This is a genomic window from Streptococcus sp. 22.1, assembly GCF_016648645.1.
GTDB lineage: Bacteria > Bacillota > Bacilli > Lactobacillales > Streptococcaceae > Streptococcus.
In genome coordinates this window covers 20,750-38,869 of record NZ_JACLQK010000017.1, presented here as the reverse complement: position 1 = coordinate 38,869, position 18,120 = coordinate 20,750, and the positions used below count along the sequence as shown (strand labels likewise).

Sequence of the window (18,120 nt, the reverse complement as noted above, 5' to 3'; positions counted from 1 at the left end):
CCTTTCTACGATTATAGTCCTACCGTGACAATTTGATAGGTTTTAAATAATTCTTTTTTATTTGTTAAACCGATACCGTTTGACCAGCAAAACTGAGCAAAATCACGACTAATAGTCAGACTATCGTCGAGCTTCGGATCAGCTTCCTGGTTAGTATTTTCAAGAATAAAGCTGAGATTGCCATCCTCATTCTGTTGAATAAGGAAACCAATATCTGTCTCCGGCTCCTTGGCCCAAAGTTTTTCAGCTAAGTTCACGCAACGTTCTAAAACTCTAATAAGAACTGCAATATTTAAATTGTTAGGATAAGCATCAACGTTGACATCCAACCTAACGGTGATGCCCTTTTGTTCCAAAGGAATGATTTGGTTTACAATCCAACTTCTTAATACCGGATAAGGAATCTCGAACAGAGGAGCCAACTTATCATTTAAGTCCAAATTATCAAGTTTAAGATGATTCAAATGCTCATGATAAACAGATAAAACCTCTGATAATTGATTTTTAGCCAATGGAGTCTCAAGAGCTACCAAAAGACTCTCAAAATCTTTTTCAATAGGCTTTACTTTTGTAAAAAGATCCTCAATATGTTTATTATAGACTTCCAAGTTATAGACATAGGTCCCCACAGCTTCCTTACTACGTTCTCTGACAAATTTATGAGAATAGCGGTTCAAGGTTGTTACCATTAGGAGATAAACTGCCATCGCAATAAAAACCGGCCCTCCCACATCACTACCTGTTGATACCAAAAGAGTACTACAAATAATGTAGAGTGCAAAAGTCAGATCAACGGCTATCAACAGACGTTCGCGACCACGTGAATAAATCAATTCCTTGACCTTATCAACATCTGAACTTGAAAGATAATTGACATAGAGAAAGAATGGGTAAATCAGTACAAACGATAACAATTTGAGGAAGAAGTTTTCTTGAATCTCACTCAAAGTCATATTTGTAAACAGATTATTGAATACATAAAATGGGGTAAAAGTCGCAAATAAATCTGTAAAAATAACCGAGAAAGCTCCAAAAAAGAGGCTTGCCCAGAGCGTCAAACGATGTTCCCGACGTTCCTTTAAGGCCAAAGCTAAAAAGATAACAACTTGATAATAGAAGCCATCACCTTTACCAAGTGATACCACTATACCTAAGAGACTTAAACAAAATACTTTCCAGTAAGCTAGTGTGCTCCTTGTTAGTTTTTTATAAATAAACCAGGTAATATGAAAACTAATAATTTGAATAATACTATTTTCAAGGGATACTATGGTCCAAAGTTGTAAGTTCATGATAATATTTCCTGTTTATACTCAAGAGACATTTTCGTCATCTTCTTCAATGAGTTCTTGACCTGCCTTTTTCAAAATATCCTGATAGGTTTGTTCAATAAGGTCAAAATCCCCACTATCAATACTTGTCTGCATACTAATGAGTATGTTTTCATAATCATGTTTAAATGAGCGTACACTCTTATAGGCAGTTTCGATTTTTTCATTATAAGCTTCCAGACTCCTCAAATGCTCCTCTTGTTCTCTAAGAATTTTACTATCACGAACATCTTTACCGTAGGAAACAAAACGAACAAGAATATACATGTGTATAAGAAAACCAACCCAAATATAAATTTGAGGGTAACCCGGGAGGTAGGTCTGACTCAGGAGCAAGGAGAATATCTCCTGTTTAAAGAGGATAAGCAGATAACTGATAATTAAAATATGATCAACTTGCAAAAGCATGCTCTTATATTTATCCTGCAAGTCCTGATATGGTTCCTTAAAAAAGCTATCTAAACCAAACATTTTTTGCAAGCCTAGAAAGAAAGGAAGGACAACACTATCTACAGCCAAGATTCCTAAATGGTTTGGAACCAACTCAACCGGCTTATTAAAGAAAACTCGGAAAAGATAAAAACTAAAGAAACTTGTAATCAGGGTCCAAAAGACAGGGGCAAAGAAAGCATAAAAATACTTTTCTTCTCGTAAAGCCTGAGGTTTTTCAAGAAAAATAAAGACTAGGAGATAGATTGCATCTGGAATATCAATTTGCCATAGAACCTTGGCTAACCACTTAACGGCAGTTACTACGATTACATAAGGAATATAACGGTAAGTAAAAACATCTAGATAAGCCATTCTAGCTAAAATCACAAGATGTGAAACGACAACAACCAAAGCAATAAGGCCATCAATCGCAAGTTGCATATGCTTTTCCCCTTTCTATTTTCCCTTATCCTCCACAAATATTATCTTTGATTTATCAATTATCCTGAAAAGAGAGGACCTGGGTAAAATGATGGTCACAACTACGAGTCTCAAGATTTACTTTTGGATAGCGATTAAGTATATCTGCGACCTTAGACAAACCAAGTCCTCGGCCTTCACCTTTGCTAGAAACCCCTTCATCAAAAATCCTTGACACAGGAATACGTTCTTCTCTGGTTGTATTATCAATAACCAAGATAAGATAACCTTGATTTTTAAAGAAGGATATGGTTAAAGTAGGATTTTCAGAATCCACTGCCGACTCAATAGCATTGTTTAAGAAGACAGAAGAAATCACAACCAAATCTAAGGCCTCTATCTGAGTTGACGATATAACATCTGGTAACTCCAAATTGACCTTAATTCCTAAGTTCTCTGCCTCAAGCACTTTAGCAGAAAAGAGACTCTTGAGAGACGTGATTTCTAAGTTAATCAAACGTGACAATTCATAATTTGACAAAGTTAAGCTATTTCCAGATTTCTCTAAAAGCTCTGCATACTCTTGTTTCAAAGCAGGTAAGTCTCGACGTTGGATACTAACCTCCATTGTCTTAAGTCCTTCAAGATAATCCTTCTTCACCTGAGAAATATCATTATAGAGATTTTCTAAACGGTGGCTATATTCCTCTAAACTTTCCTCATGTCTAGCCATTTCTTCGGCCAACTGGTTTTTCACTCTTCTCTTAGAATAGATATTAAGCTGAGCAAAGAGCAAAATAAAGAGAATGGAGTAAACAATCGTAATACTGCCTGCTAAATAAATAAAGAGGCCTGTGTAAGGAAAGATGTTACTGGCATAGAAAATAATTAAAGATAAAACAATATAAGCCAGAGTAACCCCAACCAATAAGCGTTGCCTAACTTGGTAAGTATGGTTATTTCCCATAACATTGAGAGCACCAAAGTCAATAAAGAATACTTTGACAATCAGATGAAAAATTGGGTAAATCAAGAGATAAGACAAAGCAATAAGTACTGGGGTGTCCTTGACCTGTAAATAATTAATTTGAAAAATCCATGGGAAAAAGTAAAGTTGAAGCAGTTTCGAGGTGACTTCAACAAAAACCCACGGCAAAAAGGTGAAAAGAAAAGAATTCTTTTCACTACTTGATATTTTATTTAAGAAAAGATAGCAGAACAAAAGTGCTAAGAGCGACCCTGTAATGCCTCCAACAAATAGAGAGAGCAAGAGACTCCCTGCGATAAACCAGCATTTACTCTTCCAAGTTTTGAGCAAACCTGACATATCGTGACTAACAATTAAAATAGCCAATAGACGTAGAACCGTAAATAAAACGATCATCTCTAGACTCCCCCCTTCCTTTCAAAATCAACCTACTTTATTGTAACATAAATATATAATTTAGCGTCACTCCTATTAGAAAAAGCTAAAAATATAAAGCTATTTTTTCCTGATTCAGAACAATCTAACATCAGACGACCCCACATATCCCTTACTCTTCATAAACATAAAAAAGAGCTTAGAAAAACTAAGCTCTTTAACTGACTCATTACCTCTTTTTATGGGTACATGCCAATAACGTAGTAGAAATACCAACCAAATCTTCTCATAATGCTCACTCCTCCCTAATTTTTATTACCAATCTATTATAAAACTAATTTAAAGTTTTGAAAATGATGATATGATTACGAAATATCATCATTATATTACAAATGCAGTCTTATCAATAATCATATAATCATTGACACATCACTTATGTGCATTCGAAAACCCAACAATTGTTGGGTTTGTTTTTATAGCGTTGCAAGAACTTGATCAATATGTTTGATTGATTTTTCACGACCGAGCAAGAAAATAGTGTCTGGCAATTCTGGACCGTGCATTTCTCCTGAAACAGCAATACGGATTGGCATGAAAAGGTTTTTCCCTTTGATTCCTGTTTCTTTTTGAACAGCCTTAATCTGAGGGAAAATGTTTTCAACAACAAACTCATCATCAGACATAGCTTCGAGTTTGGCTTTAAAAGCCTCAAGTACTGTTGGTACTGTTTCACCAGCCATAACTTCTTTTTCAGCCTCTGTCAATTCTGGAAAATCTTCAAAGAAGAGATCTGTAAGAGGGACAATTTCTTCCGCAGCTGTCATTTGTGGTTTGTAGAGCTCCACTAATTTTTCAGCTTTATCTGTTAAACGACCAGCTTCTTCCAAGAAAGGTTTGCAAAGAGCAAAGACTTTATCGAAATCTGCATTCTTAATGTAGTCGTTACTCATCCAATCCAATTTCTTCTGATCAAAGGCCGCCGGTGACTTGCTTAGACGGTTTTCATCAAAAAGTTTAATGAGTTCTTCACGAGAAAAGATTTCGTCTTCACCGCCAGGATTCCAACCAAGAAGAGCAATGAAGTTAAAGACTGCTTCTGGAAGGTAACCTTTTTTACGATAGTCTTCGATAAACTGAAGGGTGTTAGTATCACGTTTAGACAACTTCTTACCAGTTTCAGAATTGATGATAAGGGTCATGTGTCCAAACTCAGGTGCTTCCCAGCCAAGAGCTTCATAAACCATGAGTTGTTTTGGTGTATTGGCAATATGGTCATCTCCACGGATAACGTGTGAGATTTGCATATCGTGGTCATCAACAACTACCGCAAAGTTGTAAGTTGGGTAACCATCTTTCTTCTGGATAACCCAATCACCACCGATATTACCACCTTCAAATTCGATATCTCCCTTAACGATATCATGCCATTTATAAATTCCTGACTCATTAACTGCCAAACGAACTGTAGGTACAACACCTGCCGCTTCACGTTCTGCGATATAGGCAGCTTTTTCTTCTTCAGTCATACCAAGGAACTCGTTAATGTAACGAGGAGTTTCACCTGCCGCTTCTTGACGTTCGCGCTCCGCAGCCAACTCTTCTTCAGTTACATATGACTTATAGGCTTTACCTTCTGCCAAAAGTTGATCAATATATTTTTGGTAAAGTGGCAAACGCTCTGATTGACGATAGTTTTCGTGTGTTTCAGGACTTTCATCCCAGTCAATTCCCAACCAACGCAAGTTATCAAGCTGTGAACGCTCACCATCTTCAACGTGACGTTTACGGTCAGTATCTTCAATACGGATAATGAATGTACCACCATGATGACGTGCATAAAGGTAGTTAAACAATGCTGTACGAGCATTACCAATGTGTAGAAGCCCTGTTGGACTTGGTGCGTAACGAACGCGGATATCTTTAGCCAAGATAAATCTCCTTTTTATGTTTCATTCTTCAGTCTTTGGATACCTATTAAGCCTAAAGTCCTTCCCTTTGGAACAACCTTAAGACGATAAGTACCAGTAGGCAACTCTATCCCCCAAACTTTCCAAATAAAAATCTAGAAGCGAGTACCAATCTTTTTTATTATATCACAATCTAGGGGTGGTTCGAGAAATTTTGTCAAAAAAACGACTACCTAAAGGTAGACGTTTTCGATAGATTACTTAACGTGTTTGGCAAGATCTTTTTGAGCTTTGTCATTAGATTTTGCTCTTTCTTTAAGCCAATCTTTATAAGCTGAGTCGTATTGTTTCTTAGTTACAATATCATCTTGAGATTTAAGATACTTGAAGTAGTATGTAGAACCTTTATCACCGGCTTGAGCATATGCTCCTGAGAATGGCTTAATACGAGAAATTACAGCGGCTGCTCCGTTATAAGTAGTCGTTGGAAGATAGAGGGCACTATCTGTCAACCATGCCTGAGCTTTTGCATATTTTTCATAACGAGCCGTCAAGTCTGTTGTTTCCTTAGAAGCATCATCAACCAATTGGTCATATTCTTTAAGACCTACTTTTTGAACCGCTTGACTATTTGGATCGTCATAGCCCATGAAAGATTTAGTATTTTCACTATTTGTAGTCTTCAAGACATCAAGATAAGTTGATGGATCAAGGTAATCAGGCTCCCAAGCCACACCTACTGACAAGTCCCAATCCTCTGCAGCTGCATTTGAAGCAGAGTAGGTAATATTATAGAAATCATCAGTTGACAATTGGTGAAGATCAAGTACAACATTATCTTTTCCAAGAGCGGATTCAATAGATTGTTTAAGTGACTGCACTTGATTCACAAAGATTTTATTTGACTGATTGACAGGAACATCCAAATGGATTGGGAACTGAACCCCTTCTGCTTGAAGAGCTTCTTTAGCTTTAGCAAATTCAGCCTTAGCTTTTTCTGGATTATAAAGACCATCTTGACTATCTGCAAGATTCACACCAGACCACTCATCACCATAGCTTGGTAATTGATCCATTACCATAGTTCCGAAATCTTTACCATCTGCTTGAACAAAGTCTGGTTTAACATAGATATTACGAACGGCAGTACTACCACCCTCTTTACCGTTAAGTTGTGCAGCATAATTCGTACGGTCAATAGCAAAACCTAATGCTTGACGGAAATCTTTGTTAAGAAGAGCTGTCTTAGTTGATGTCTTTTGCTGGTCATTTTCTTTAGATGTATGACCATAAGTTTGACGATCGATATTAATACCGACACCTTCTACAGCTGCTCCAGGTTGTGTATAGAAAATATTGTCTTTGTACTGTTTTTCAACTTTAGAATAGTTTGAACTAGTTGGGTATAGACGAGCTAAGTTATAGACTCCATCTGTGAAGTTACGTTCCAAGGATTCTTGGTCTGTACCATCATCATAAGTCAATTTAACTGTATCAAAGTAGACATTATCCTTATCCCAATAGTTTTCATTCTTGGTGAACTCAATAGATGATTTCGTTGTCAAAGATTTAAGAAGGTATGGACCGTTATAGAGAATAGAAGTCGGATCTGTTGACTTACCAAAGTCTTTACCTTTAGATTTCAAGAATTCTCCATTAACAGGCCAAGTAACAGAGTAGGTCAATTTTGAATTCCAATAAGGTTCTGGTTGACTAAGCGTATATTGCAAGGTGTAATCATCAATAGCCTTGATACCTACATTTGAAAAGTCCTTGTTGGCACCTGAAAGGTAATCATTCAAGCCCTTAACTGAGTTTTGTAGCAAATAAATCGCTTCAGAATTTGTATCCGCAGCATGCTTAAGTCCTGTCACAAAGTCTTTAGCTGTTACATTGGCATATTCTTCGCCGTCTGAAGTGTACCATTTGATATCCTTACGAATCTTGTAAGTATAGGTCAAACCATCTTGAGAAACAGACCAGTTTTCAGCGACAGAAGGTTTTAGATTCCCGTATTGATCATTTTCAAACAAACCATCAACACCGTTACTAACGGCTGTCGTCATATTTTTCTTATTTGTAGAAACATAGTCTAGGGTTGCAGGATCGCCACCGTAGACATAATTATAAGTCTTACCAGACGTCTTACTTGATGACGAGCAAGCCGTTAAAACACCTACAGATAACAGGCCTACGGCTGCCAGTAAAAATACCTTACTCTTTTTCATTCATTGCCTCCTTAAATTTGCAACGTAAAAAATTCAAAAATCAATAATTATGTGTATACGTTTAAATTATACCATAAATTCGAAAAAGCAACACTACTTTCTGAATATTTTTTATTTTCTACTCAAATTTCGTGTTTAGAGCAAGAAAAAAGCCTATCCGAAGATAGGCCCTTTACTACTCTTACAATGAGTTAGGATCAACTTTGATACCAGCACCTTGTGTAGTAGTAATTGAAAGGTTTGTGATGTAAGCACCTTTCGCTGTAGCTGGTTTAGCTTTTTGGATTGCATCGTTAAATGCTTTGAAGTTTTCAACCAATTTTTCAGTTTCGAATGAAACTTTACCGATGATAGCTTGTACGTTACCTGCTTTATCAGCACGGTAAGTGATTTTACCACCTTTAGACTCTTCAACTGCTTTAGCAACGTCCATAGTTACTGTACCAGTTTTAGGGTTTGGCATCAAGTTACGTGGTCCAAGGACACGTCCAAGACGACCAACGATTGCCATCATGTCTGGTGTTGCAACAACAACGTCAAAGTCAAGCCATCCACCGTTGATTTTAGCAACGAGTTCGTCTTCACCAACGAAGTCAGCACCTGCTGCTTTAGCTTCTTCAGCTTTAGCACCACGAGCAAATACAAGAACGCGTTGAGTTTTACCAGTACCGTTTGGCAATACCATTGCTCCACGGATTTGTTGGTCAGCTTTCTTAACGTCGATGTTAAGGTTGTATGATACTTCAACAGTAGCATCAAATTTTGCGAAGTTAGTTTCTTGTGCAAGAGCTACAGCTTCTTCTACGCTGTAAGCTTTTGTGCTGTCGATTTTCTCAAGAGCAGCACGCATTTGTTTGCTTTTTTTAGCCATGTTAATTATTTCTCCTTGTGTAATGTGGTCATAACGACTTTCATCTTCCACGTCACTCAGCGAAGTGAGACGACGTCTGTGGTTTTCTTGTTAACTGAATTAGTCAGTAACAGTGAATCCCATTGAACGTGCAGTACCTTCGATCATACGCATAGCTGATTCGATGTTTGCAGCGTTCAAGTCAGGCATTTTAGTTTCAGCAATTTCTTGTACTTGTGCACGAGTTACTGAAGCAACTTTAACTGAGTTTGGAGTACCTGAACCTTTTTCAACACCTGCAGCTTTTTTCAAAAGAACAGCAGCTGGTGGTGTTTTAGTGATGAAATCAAATGATTTATCTTCATACACAGAGATAACAACTGGGATGATCATACCAGCTTGGTCAGCTGTACGAGCGTTAAACTCTTTAGTGAATCCCATGATGTTGATTCCGGCTTGACCAAGAGCTGGTCCAACTGGTGGAGCTGGAGTCGCTTTACCAGCAGGAATCTGAAGTTTTACGATGTTTTCGACTTTTTTAGCCATTTTGTAATTTCCTCCTATTGTGGTTTTGGCGGTAAGTAAGTTTTGTTACCTCCCACAAGTATGTTTTTACATACCTTATCTATTATACAGAAATTCTTTTTAGATGCAAGAATTTCTTATTAAGTTTAGGAAAAAATTTACATAAAGGGCTTTTCGAGGTAAAATAGACTTATGATTCTATATAAATTCTTTGCTATAGCATTTTTGATTCTAACACCTATCTTTGCTTTTATTATCCACCGCTTCTTCAGTTTAAAATACCTCGGGCTTAATTTTGCTGACCTTACCTTCCCTCTTTATTTTATTGAGATAGTTGCTGTGTCAGCCCGTTTCTTTACCCATAGCTTTTTGCCTTACATCACCATTTTATTATCCTTGGCGGCTATCATTATCACGATTCAGATGCTAAGAAAAACACAATCCTTCAAGTTTAAACGTTTTCTTAAGTTATTCTGGCGTATCAGCTTTTTTATCACCAGTCTTTTCTATTTAGGGACTGTGATTCTCATTTTTATCGTTTCTTAAAAACCAGCTTAACTCAGCAAATTTATTTTGTGCTGAGTTTTTTTATATCCAACCATGAAAAAAGCAGGCAACCATGCCTGCTTAACTTTTCGGTATTAGGGGTGAACTTGAGTCATTCGGCCAGTATCTACATCATAAACCGCACCGGAGATGATAACATCCTCAGGGATAAGCGGTGACTGACGAAGAATGGCCATATCTTCACGAACACTCTCTTCCACATCTGTGAATGGAAGAAAATCTTGATCAGAAACATCAACACCAAGTTCTTTATTGAGATAGGCGGTAAACTCATCGTTCTTAAAGGTCTGAGCACCACAATCTGTATGGTGAAGAACTACGATTTCTCGTGTCCCCATCTGTTGTTGAGAAATGACCAAAGAACGAATCATATCTTCCGTCACACGACCACCCGCATTACGCAAAATATGAGCGTCACCTAGGGCCAACCCCAAGGCCTGAGCAACGTGAAGGCGTGAATCCATACAAGTCACAATAGCCACCTTAGTCTTTGGTTTCAAGGGAAGATGGGCTGTCCCGTGGAGGTCAACATAGGCTTTGTTGGCATTGAGAAAGTTTTCAAAATAAGACATAATAACTCACTTTCTAATGAAGAAAATAATTTGACTATCAAATTATTTACACACTATCTTATCATCTTTTTATTAACTTGTCAGCTATTGAGTCCGCAACATAAAAAAGGAGAATAAATGCTAACAAGCATCCATCCTCCTTCAATTTATATTATGAACGTTTTGGCAAGTATCTATTAAGCAAGCCTGCAAAGGTTTGAAGATTGAGACTTTGAACATAAATTTCACCTGTTCCTCTAAAGGTATTAACAACACCCTCTCCTGTCCCAATAGACTGCCAGAAACCATTTTCCAGGTGAATATTATAATCAAGTGTCTGACTCCAGGCAACGACATGAGCATTATCAATAGTCACTTCTTGATTGTTTAGCTCAATTTTTTTAATAGAGCCGTAAGCATTTGCCAAGAGAGTTCCTTGGCCTTGGGTAGTCATTACAAAGAAACCACCCTGACCACCAAAAAGAGCCTTACCAACAGACTGGAGCTCCATTGTATAGTAAGCTGTGCCATCAAGTGCTAGAAAGGCACCGTCGTTGAGTCGGTACTGTTTTTCACCTAAATAAAGTGGAATCACTTGACCTGGAGAATCAGGGGCCAAGGCTATATAGCCATTATTGGACTGCGAGACAACCTGAGTAATAAAGCTACTTTCGCCCGAAACCATTGAACGCCCAACTGCTTTTACAAAGCGACCTAAACCTGATCCACTGGCATTTAATTTGGTACTCAGTGTCACATTCGGTGTGTGATATACCATACTGCCACGCTGGATAAAGACTGTTTCACCTTGATTAAGAGATAACTCTACTAAAGGGAACTGCATGTTGCTGTCTGTAAAAAATTGCATAATAAATACCTCCCTATTCTTAAGAAAAGTATAGCATCGAACAGGTATTTTTGCAAGCGCTTCCAAATTCTGGCTTTGAGGCATTTTTTTAAGAAAAAACTTTTTTGAGTACTTCTCCTACCGTCGTGACCCCAATGATCTGGATACCTTCTGGAATCTTCATGCCATGAAGCGAATTTTTAGGAGCATAAATCTTAGTAAAACCTAATTTAGCAGCCTCATTAATACGCTGTTCAATGCGAGTTACTCGGCGAATCTCTCCAGTCAACCCAATTTCTCCTATGAAAGCTTCTTGTGGATTGGTTGGAAGCTCCTTGTAACTAGAAGCAATCGCAACGGCTACAGCAAGGTCAATAGCTGGCTCGTCCAATTTGACACCACCAGCCGATTTGAGATAGGCATCTTGATTTTGGAGAAGAAGGCCACAACGTTTCTCTAAAACAGCCATAATGAGGCTGACACGGTTAAAGTCCAGTCCCGTCGTTGTCCGCTTGGCATTACCAAAGACGGTTGGTGTCACCAAGGCTTGAACTTCAGCTAAGATAGGTCTGCTACCTTCCATTGTCACAACAATGGCAGAACCTGTGGCACCGTCTAGGCGTTCCTCTAAGAAAACCTGGCTAGGGTTTAGCACTTCTACCAAACCACCAGACTGCATCTCAAAAATCCCAATCTCATTGGTTGAACCAAAACGGTTTTTGACTGCTCGTAAAATACGGAAGGTGTGATGACGTTCCCCCTCAAAATAGAGTACCGTATCTACCATGTGTTCCAACATACGTGGTCCAGCCAGCTGTCCCTCCTTGGTCACATGCCCAACAATAAATGTGGCAATGTTATTGGTTTTGGCAATCTGCATGAGTTCAGCAGTGACTTCACGAACCTGAGATACAGAACCTTGAACGCCAGAAATCTCTGGACTCATGATGGTCTGAATAGAGTCGATAATGAGGAAATCGGGTTTTATGACCTCTACTTGACTGCGAACGGCTTGCATATTGGTCTCAGCATACAGATAAAATTCGTTATCAATATCACCTAAACGTTCACTCCGCAATTTGATTTGCTCGGCAGATTCTTCTCCAGATACATAGAGGACCGTACCCTTGTTAGCCAGTTGCGTTGACACCTGTAAGAGGAGGGTTGATTTCCCTATTCCTGGATCTCCTCCAATAAGAACCAAACTACCCGGAACCACACCGCCACCTAAAACACGGTTAAACTCATCCATGTCAGTCTTTATGCGAGCATAATTGATTGAGGATACTTCTTTTAATTTAGTTGGTTTAGACTTTTCACCCGTCAAACTGACACGGGCATTTTTCACCTCCTGCACCTCAACCTCTTCTTCAAAAGAGGACCAAGAAGAACAGTTGGGACAGCGCCCTAGATATTTGGGTGAATTGTAGCCACATTCTCGACAAACAAAAGTTGATTTTTTCTTTGCTATGATAATTCTCCTTATACGATTACTCCGACAGAATGCCACTTATGCAATGTTTTTTTAAATTTCTTCTGGTTGGCAACTCCGACAGCGGACAAATCGACAGAAACCTGATAATTCTCCTTGACAGCTGCCAAAACGGAAGCCTTAACACAGCCATTGCCATCTACCCCTATAAACTCTATGCTTTTAGCACCGTCTCCCTCTAAAAAATCTTTTAAATCTGGATTAGTAAAGCAAGAAGCCCGACGCTTCTCAAAGATACGAGAAGATACAAGCAGCAAGCCGGTCGCAAATTTCTTCTTTCTATCTTTTCTCTCCCAGAAAAAACGATTGAGAATATAGATAACCCGGTCGCTGGGATAGCTAGCAATTTTGTCATTTACAGCTGCAGTCAGTTCTTCATGATATGCTTTTCCTACAGCAACATAATCTGACTGCATATCTACAACTAATAAATAGTCTGCCATATTCTTTCTCTATTTCCCTGTCGATCCGAAACCACCTGTACGAACACCGTCAGCTTCATCTCCATCTACAATTAAGAAGGGCATAAAGACACCTTGAACGATGCGTTCGCCGACTTCAAGAGTCACGGGCTGATCAGTAATATTTTTCATCTGGGCGAAGATGTGACCCTCATTCCCTGGATTTCCATAGTAATCGCCATCAATAACCCCCACAGAGTTGATCAAGACCAGACCTTTTTTGCGAGGATTAGAAGAACGATCATAAAGATAAAGCACCTCACCCGCTTGCATATAAGCCTTGACCCCAGTTGGGACGAGGACGATTTCTCCTGGTGCAATCACTGTGCGCTCTGCCACCTTTAAGTCGTAACCAGCTGCATGGGCTGTCTCCCGTTTTGGAAGCAAGTCCTGATTGGTATAGGTTGATACAAGTTCAAATCCACGAATTTTTGTCATTATTTTTCCTTTCGATACATCTATAAATTAATTCTTGTAAAACTAGCCATGCTAGCTTCAGACTTTTAAATCTATCCTATTATAATCTATTCGAAATAAGATGACAAAGGTAATAGTCTAATCACTTTCTCATTAAACGAAGATTGACTTTTAACCAGGAAAACGCTAACATAATAATAGATATAATACTTTTAAGGAGAATTGTCATGAAATTCATCGGACTTGTTGGTACGAATTCAAAACGTTCAACTAATAGACAATTATTGCAATATATTCAGAAACATTTTGCAGATAAGGCAGACATCGAACTTGTTGAAATCAAAGACCTCCCTGTCTTTAACAAACCCGCTAACAAACAATTGCCAGAAAGTGTCCTTGAAATCGTTAAAAAAATCGATGAGGCTGATGGGGTTATTATTGGAACACCTGAGTATGACCACTCAATTCCAGCTGTTCTCATGAATGCTTTAGCTTGGGTCTCATACGGTGTTTTCCCTCTTTTGAATAAGCCTGTTATGATTACAGGAGCATCTTATGGAACTCTAGGAGCTTCTCGTGCACAGCTACAACTTCGTCAAATTTTGAATGCTCCAGAAATCAAAGCTAACGTGCTTCCAGACGAATTCTTGCTTTCACATTCCCTTCAAGCTTTTGATAGCAACGGCGATTTAGTTGACCTCGATGTCATCAAAAAATTAGATGCTATTTTCGATGACTTCCGTCTCTACGTCAAAATTACTGGTAAACTCTCACATGCTACAGAGTTGCTACATAAAGAAGCTGAAGACTTCGACTGGGAAAGCCTATAAGACAGGAGAATATAAACTATGAAATTTGTTGGACTCGTTGGAGCAAATTATGATCAATCATATAACCGTAAACTGCTCGAATTTATCAGAAGACATTTTAAAATTAAATTTGAACTTGAAGTTTTGGAAATTGATGAAGTTCCTATGTTTAACCAAGATGAAAAATGGGATGAAAGTTTCCAACTTCGCTTACTTAATAACAAAATTACACGCGCTGACGGTGTCATCATTGCAACACCTGAGCACAATCACACTATCTCTGCAGCACTTAAATCAGTATTAGAGTGGCTATCATTCGAAGTGCACCCTTTTGAAAACAAGCCTGTAATGATTGTTGGTGCTTCTTACTACGACCAAGGAACTTCACGTGCCCAAGTGCATTTGCGTAAAATCCTTGAAGCACCTGGTGTTAATGCTTATACACTTCCAGGTAATGAATTCTTGCTTGGAAAGGCTAAAGAAGCTTTTGACCTTGAGGGGAACATTACCAACGAAGGTACTATTAATTTCCTTGAACAATGCTTAGACAATTTCATCCAATATGTAGGAGTGGTTTCTAAATTGAAAAAACCAAAACCAATTGAACCTGAAGACTTGGATTGTAACAACCCAATCGCTACAACTGTTACCGAAGTTGATCCTGACGATCCAGAGTGGGTAGAAAAAGTAGCTGAAATCACTGGTGCGGTATCTGGTGATACCTACGTGAAATTGGACCACGGTATTTTGACGGTTAATCAAATTGACATGTTCCTCAAGGCTATGCCATTTGAATTGACCTATGCCGATGATAACAACCAGTTCCTCTACTACAATAACGCCCATCAAGATCCTGATACTATGTTCGCCAAACGTGTACCGCCTCAATCTGGTAGCCGTATGTCAACTGTTCACGGCTCACTTCCACCAGCTCGTATGAAAAATGTGGAATGGGTTATCGGTACACTTCGTAATGGTAACCAAGAATATGTTCGTACGATTGTTCCAGGGTCACCTGAAGGAGTTATCAATACGCATAACTATCAGGCTATGTACTATGATGATGGTTCTTATGCAGGAATCAATGAAATCGTCTTTAACTTTAAACCATGGCTTGACTGGTATCTCGAAACAACTGGTCAACGCCTTGTCGGAGGAAGCGGTCCTTTTGCACCAGCTGCAGCTAGTCATGGCGGTAGCGATGCCACATCTGGTGCATCAGATGCGGGTGGTCATGGTGGCGACGCAGCCCCAGCCGCAGATGCCACATCTGGAGCATCCTCATATTAAGACTTGGAAAAGTTGGGACAACTGTCCTGACTTTTTTTCATGGTCATCCTAGATTAAGTTTCACTCGAGCTTGCGCATTCGCCATGCTCCATGCCACATATTTTAGAGGTAAACCTATGTCTCAATTTCAAGAAAAAGTATTCGCTGCTTGTGCTAAAAAAGAAGCTCTCTTTGACGAAAGTCTGGGGCGCTATGCCTTGCGTTCTATGCTTGCAGGAGCTTATCTTACCATGTCGACTGCTGTAGGAATTATTGGTGCGGATGTTATCGCTACAGGTATTCCAGCCCTTTCTCGTTTTGTTTTTGCCTTTATCTTTGCCATCGGACTGGTCTTCGTTCTCATATTCAATGGAGAGTTGGCTACTTCAAACATGATGTTCCTGACCAGTGGTGCCTATTATGGTAAAATCAAATGGAGCAAGGTGTGTACCATCCTCCTCTACTGTACCTTCTTTAATTTTGTCGGTGCCCTTATCTTGGCCTGGTTCTTCAACCAATCCTTCTCTTTCCAACATTTGACTGACAAGAGTTTCTTAGTTACTGCTGTCTCAACCAAGCTTGGAAAAACAGATTGGATGAACTTTACAGAAGGTATTACAGCGAATATGTTCGTTAATATTGCCATCTTGGGCTACATGCTCCTCAAAGAAGAATCTGCTAAGATTTTCATTGCGCTATCAGCTATCTTCATGTTTGTATTTTTAATTAATGAACACTTGATTGCTAACTTTGCCTCTTTCATGTTGCTCGGTTTCAACGGTGTGCGTGACGCTGTGGATAATTTCACTTTGGCAAATATTCTACGTCAGTGGATAGTCGTTTTCTTCGGAAACTGGATTGGCGGAGGTATTTTCATTGGTTTGGCATACTCTTGGCTCAATAAAACTAAAACACCTCACATTGATTAGGAGACCTCATGCGTCAAAAGACATTCATCAAACAAACCAGTCTAGCTATTCTACTCTATTTTATTTGCCTAGCCTTTGCAGTTGCCATTGATTTAATCTTTTTCAAAGTCAAAAATATGTATCATACGCCTGCTTTAGCGGCTATCTTTGCAGGCTGGGTCTACTTGGGGCTTATCAGAAAAACTAAACAATTTGGAGCTATTACCTGTCTGGGTATCTTTATGTCCCTCTTCTTCTTTGCCTCTGGGCACTTTGTTCTAGCCTTTCTTCCTAGCTTTTTAGCTGGCCTTGTCGCTGATTTTCTAGCTAAGAAAGGGAACTATGAGAATAATAAACTTAATCTACTCTCCTATATGATCTTTTCTCTAGGAAACTTAGCACCCATTATCACCATGTGGCTTGCGCCCAAAGCTTATATCGCACAACTCCTGGCCAAAGGGAAAACTCAAGATTATGTCAATCAAGTTATGGTTCCCTTTACAGGCAGTCATATCTTAATCCTGATTGGAGGAACGCTCATGGCTGCCCTCATTGGAGGCTACATTGCCCAAAATTGGCTGAAAAAATAAATGGCCGTCAGCCTTCCTAACAGAGAGTACAAGACAAACATGCTTTTCTTATGTTATAATGAGAAAGAATACAGTCTTTTTCTACTTTGTTAGAAAGGACCTAAAGGGAGACCTAATGATGAAAAAACAAAAAATCGCTGTCTTGGGCCCTGGTTCATGGGGAACTGCCCTTGCTCAGGTACTCAACGACAACGGACACGAGGTCCGTATTTGGGGAAACATCCCTGAACAAATTGATGAAATTAACGAGAAACACACCAACACCCGCTACTTTAAGGATGTGGTTTTGGATGAAAACATTAAAGCCTACAAGGAACTGTCTGAAGCCCTAGATAGTGTCGACGCTGTTCTCTTTGTTGTTCCAACCAAGGTTACTCGCTTAGTTGCTAAACAAGTTGCCGAACTTTTGGACCACAAAGTCGTTGTCATGCATGCTTCAAAAGGATTGGAACCCGGAACACACGAACGTCTTTCAACAATCCTTGAAGAAGAGATTCCTGAGGAACTTCGCAGTGACATTGTTGTCGTATCTGGTCCAAGCCACGCTGAAGAAACTATCGTTCGCGATATCACTTTGATTACAGCAGCATCTAAGGATCTTGAAGTGGCACGCTATGTCCAAGGCATTTTCAGTAATAACTACTTCCGCCTCTACACCAATTCAGATGTGATTGGTGTTGAAACAGCTGGTGCTCTTAAAAACATTATCGCGGTAGGTGCAGGTGCCCTCCACGGTATGGGATATGGGGACAATGCTAAGGCAGCCGTTATTACTCGTGGACTTGCAGAAATTACTCGTCTTGGTGTGAAACTCGGTGCCGATCCTTTGACTTACAGCGGTCTATCTGGGGTTGGTGACCTTATTGTTACAGGAACTTCTATCCATTCACGTAACTGGCGTGCTGGGGATGCGCTCGGTCGTGGAGAAAAACTAGAAAACATTGAACGTAACATGGGAATGGTTATCGAAGGTATTTCAACCACAAAGGTTGCCTACGAAATCGCCCAAGAACTCGGTGTCTACATGCCAATTACAACAGCAATCTACAAATCTATCTATGAGGGTGCTGATATCAAGGAATCTATTCTCAATATGATGTCCAATGAATTGCGCTCTGAAAATGAATGGGATAAAAAATAAAAATCTAAGGAG

Annotated in this window: 18 protein-coding genes; 6 read left to right on the top strand and 12 right to left on the bottom strand. The window is 39.2% G+C overall.

Features of this window, described 5'->3' with window-relative positions:
• Positions 1 to 11: 11 nt before the first annotated feature.
• From H7U04_RS08510 to rplK, 7 genes are all read right to left on the bottom strand, one after another.
• Positions 12 to 1,292 carry a hypothetical protein gene (locus H7U04_RS08510; RefSeq protein WP_110980825.1) on the bottom strand — a complete coding sequence of 427 codons (1,281 nt, stop codon included), beginning with the start codon at positions 1,290 to 1,292 and terminating at the stop codon, positions 12 to 14.
• A 21-nt stretch (positions 1,293 to 1,313) separates the two neighbouring features.
• Positions 1,314 to 2,204 carry a hypothetical protein gene (locus tag H7U04_RS08505; protein ID WP_002891966.1) on the bottom strand — a complete coding sequence of 297 codons (891 nt, stop codon included), beginning with the start codon at positions 2,202 to 2,204 and terminating at the stop codon, positions 1,314 to 1,316.
• A 55-nt stretch (positions 2,205 to 2,259) separates the two neighbouring features.
• Positions 2,260 to 3,567 carry a GHKL domain-containing protein gene (locus H7U04_RS08500; protein ID WP_037600068.1) on the bottom strand — a complete coding sequence of 436 codons (1,308 nt, stop codon included), beginning with the start codon at positions 3,565 to 3,567 and terminating at the stop codon, positions 2,260 to 2,262.
• 452 nt (positions 3,568 to 4,019) lie between these two features.
• Positions 4,020 to 5,474: a glutamate--tRNA ligase gene (gltX, locus tag H7U04_RS08495; RefSeq protein ID WP_073950622.1), complete on the bottom strand. Its 1,455-nt coding sequence runs from the start codon at positions 5,472 to 5,474 to the stop codon at positions 4,020 to 4,022.
• A gap of 236 nt (positions 5,475 to 5,710) precedes the next feature.
• Positions 5,711 to 7,681, bottom strand: a complete 1,971-nt coding sequence (locus H7U04_RS08490; protein ID WP_110980824.1) for a peptide ABC transporter substrate-binding protein — start codon at positions 7,679 to 7,681, stop codon at positions 5,711 to 5,713.
• Positions 7,682 to 7,862: 181 nt separating this feature from the next.
• Positions 7,863 to 8,552: a 50S ribosomal protein L1 gene (gene rplA / locus H7U04_RS08485; protein ID WP_037598508.1), complete on the bottom strand. Its 690-nt coding sequence runs from the start codon at positions 8,550 to 8,552 to the stop codon at positions 7,863 to 7,865.
• A gap of 99 nt (positions 8,553 to 8,651) precedes the next feature.
• The gene (gene rplK / locus H7U04_RS08480; protein WP_002885648.1) at positions 8,652 to 9,077 is read right to left on the bottom strand and encodes a 50S ribosomal protein L11; all 426 of its coding nucleotides are present in this window, start codon (positions 9,075 to 9,077) and stop codon (positions 8,652 to 8,654) included.
• A 171-nt stretch (positions 9,078 to 9,248) separates the two neighbouring features.
• Here rplK and H7U04_RS08475 point away from each other — a divergent pair, with 171 nt between their 5' ends.
• The gene (locus H7U04_RS08475) at positions 9,249 to 9,602 is read left to right on the top strand and encodes a DUF3397 domain-containing protein (protein ID WP_037600084.1); all 354 of its coding nucleotides are present in this window, start codon (positions 9,249 to 9,251) and stop codon (positions 9,600 to 9,602) included.
• Between the two features lie 95 nt (positions 9,603 to 9,697).
• Here the strand turns inward: H7U04_RS08475 and H7U04_RS08470 are convergent, their stop codons facing one another.
• The 5 genes from H7U04_RS08470 to H7U04_RS08450 all read right to left on the bottom strand — a co-directional run bounded on the left by H7U04_RS08470 (position 9,698) and on the right by H7U04_RS08450 (position 13,412).
• Entirely contained in the window at positions 9,698 to 10,195 is a 498-nt protein-coding gene (locus H7U04_RS08470) for a beta-class carbonic anhydrase (RefSeq protein WP_002885818.1), read from the bottom strand.
• A gap of 151 nt (positions 10,196 to 10,346) precedes the next feature.
• Positions 10,347 to 11,042: a TIGR00266 family protein gene (locus tag H7U04_RS08465; RefSeq protein ID WP_037598509.1), complete on the bottom strand. Its 696-nt coding sequence runs from the start codon at positions 11,040 to 11,042 to the stop codon at positions 10,347 to 10,349.
• A gap of 88 nt (positions 11,043 to 11,130) precedes the next feature.
• Entirely contained in the window at positions 11,131 to 12,492 is a 1,362-nt protein-coding gene (gene radA / locus H7U04_RS08460) for a DNA repair protein RadA (protein WP_110980829.1), read from the bottom strand.
• Positions 12,493 to 12,503: 11 nt separating this feature from the next.
• Positions 12,504 to 12,956, bottom strand: coding sequence for an isochorismatase family protein (locus tag H7U04_RS08455; protein WP_110980830.1), 453 nt, complete (start codon positions 12,954 to 12,956; stop codon positions 12,504 to 12,506).
• A gap of 9 nt (positions 12,957 to 12,965) precedes the next feature.
• Positions 12,966 to 13,412, bottom strand: a complete 447-nt coding sequence (locus H7U04_RS08450) for a dUTP diphosphatase (protein WP_002886985.1) — start codon at positions 13,410 to 13,412, stop codon at positions 12,966 to 12,968.
• 206 nt (positions 13,413 to 13,618) lie between these two features.
• Here H7U04_RS08450 and H7U04_RS08445 point away from each other — a divergent pair, with 206 nt between their 5' ends.
• The 5 genes from H7U04_RS08445 (at position 13,619) to H7U04_RS08425 (ending at position 18,108) form a co-directional block, all read left to right on the top strand.
• Positions 13,619 to 14,221, top strand: a complete 603-nt coding sequence (locus H7U04_RS08445) for an NADPH-dependent FMN reductase (RefSeq protein ID WP_002886986.1) — start codon at positions 13,619 to 13,621, stop codon at positions 14,219 to 14,221.
• A gap of 18 nt (positions 14,222 to 14,239) precedes the next feature.
• Positions 14,240 to 15,490: an NAD(P)H-dependent oxidoreductase gene (locus H7U04_RS08440; protein WP_002885631.1), complete on the top strand. Its 1,251-nt coding sequence runs from the start codon at positions 14,240 to 14,242 to the stop codon at positions 15,488 to 15,490.
• Between the two features lie 116 nt (positions 15,491 to 15,606).
• Positions 15,607 to 16,398 carry a formate/nitrite transporter family protein gene (locus H7U04_RS08435; protein ID WP_014635096.1) on the top strand — a complete coding sequence of 264 codons (792 nt, stop codon included), beginning with the start codon at positions 15,607 to 15,609 and terminating at the stop codon, positions 16,396 to 16,398.
• An 8-nt stretch (positions 16,399 to 16,406) separates the two neighbouring features.
• Positions 16,407 to 16,967, top strand: a complete 561-nt coding sequence (locus H7U04_RS08430) for an MptD family putative ECF transporter S component (RefSeq protein ID WP_037600087.1) — start codon at positions 16,407 to 16,409, stop codon at positions 16,965 to 16,967.
• A 118-nt stretch (positions 16,968 to 17,085) separates the two neighbouring features.
• Positions 17,086 to 18,108 carry an NAD(P)H-dependent glycerol-3-phosphate dehydrogenase gene (locus H7U04_RS08425; RefSeq protein WP_060971571.1) on the top strand — a complete coding sequence of 341 codons (1,023 nt, stop codon included), beginning with the start codon at positions 17,086 to 17,088 and terminating at the stop codon, positions 18,106 to 18,108.
• Positions 18,109 to 18,120 lie beyond the last annotated feature (12 nt).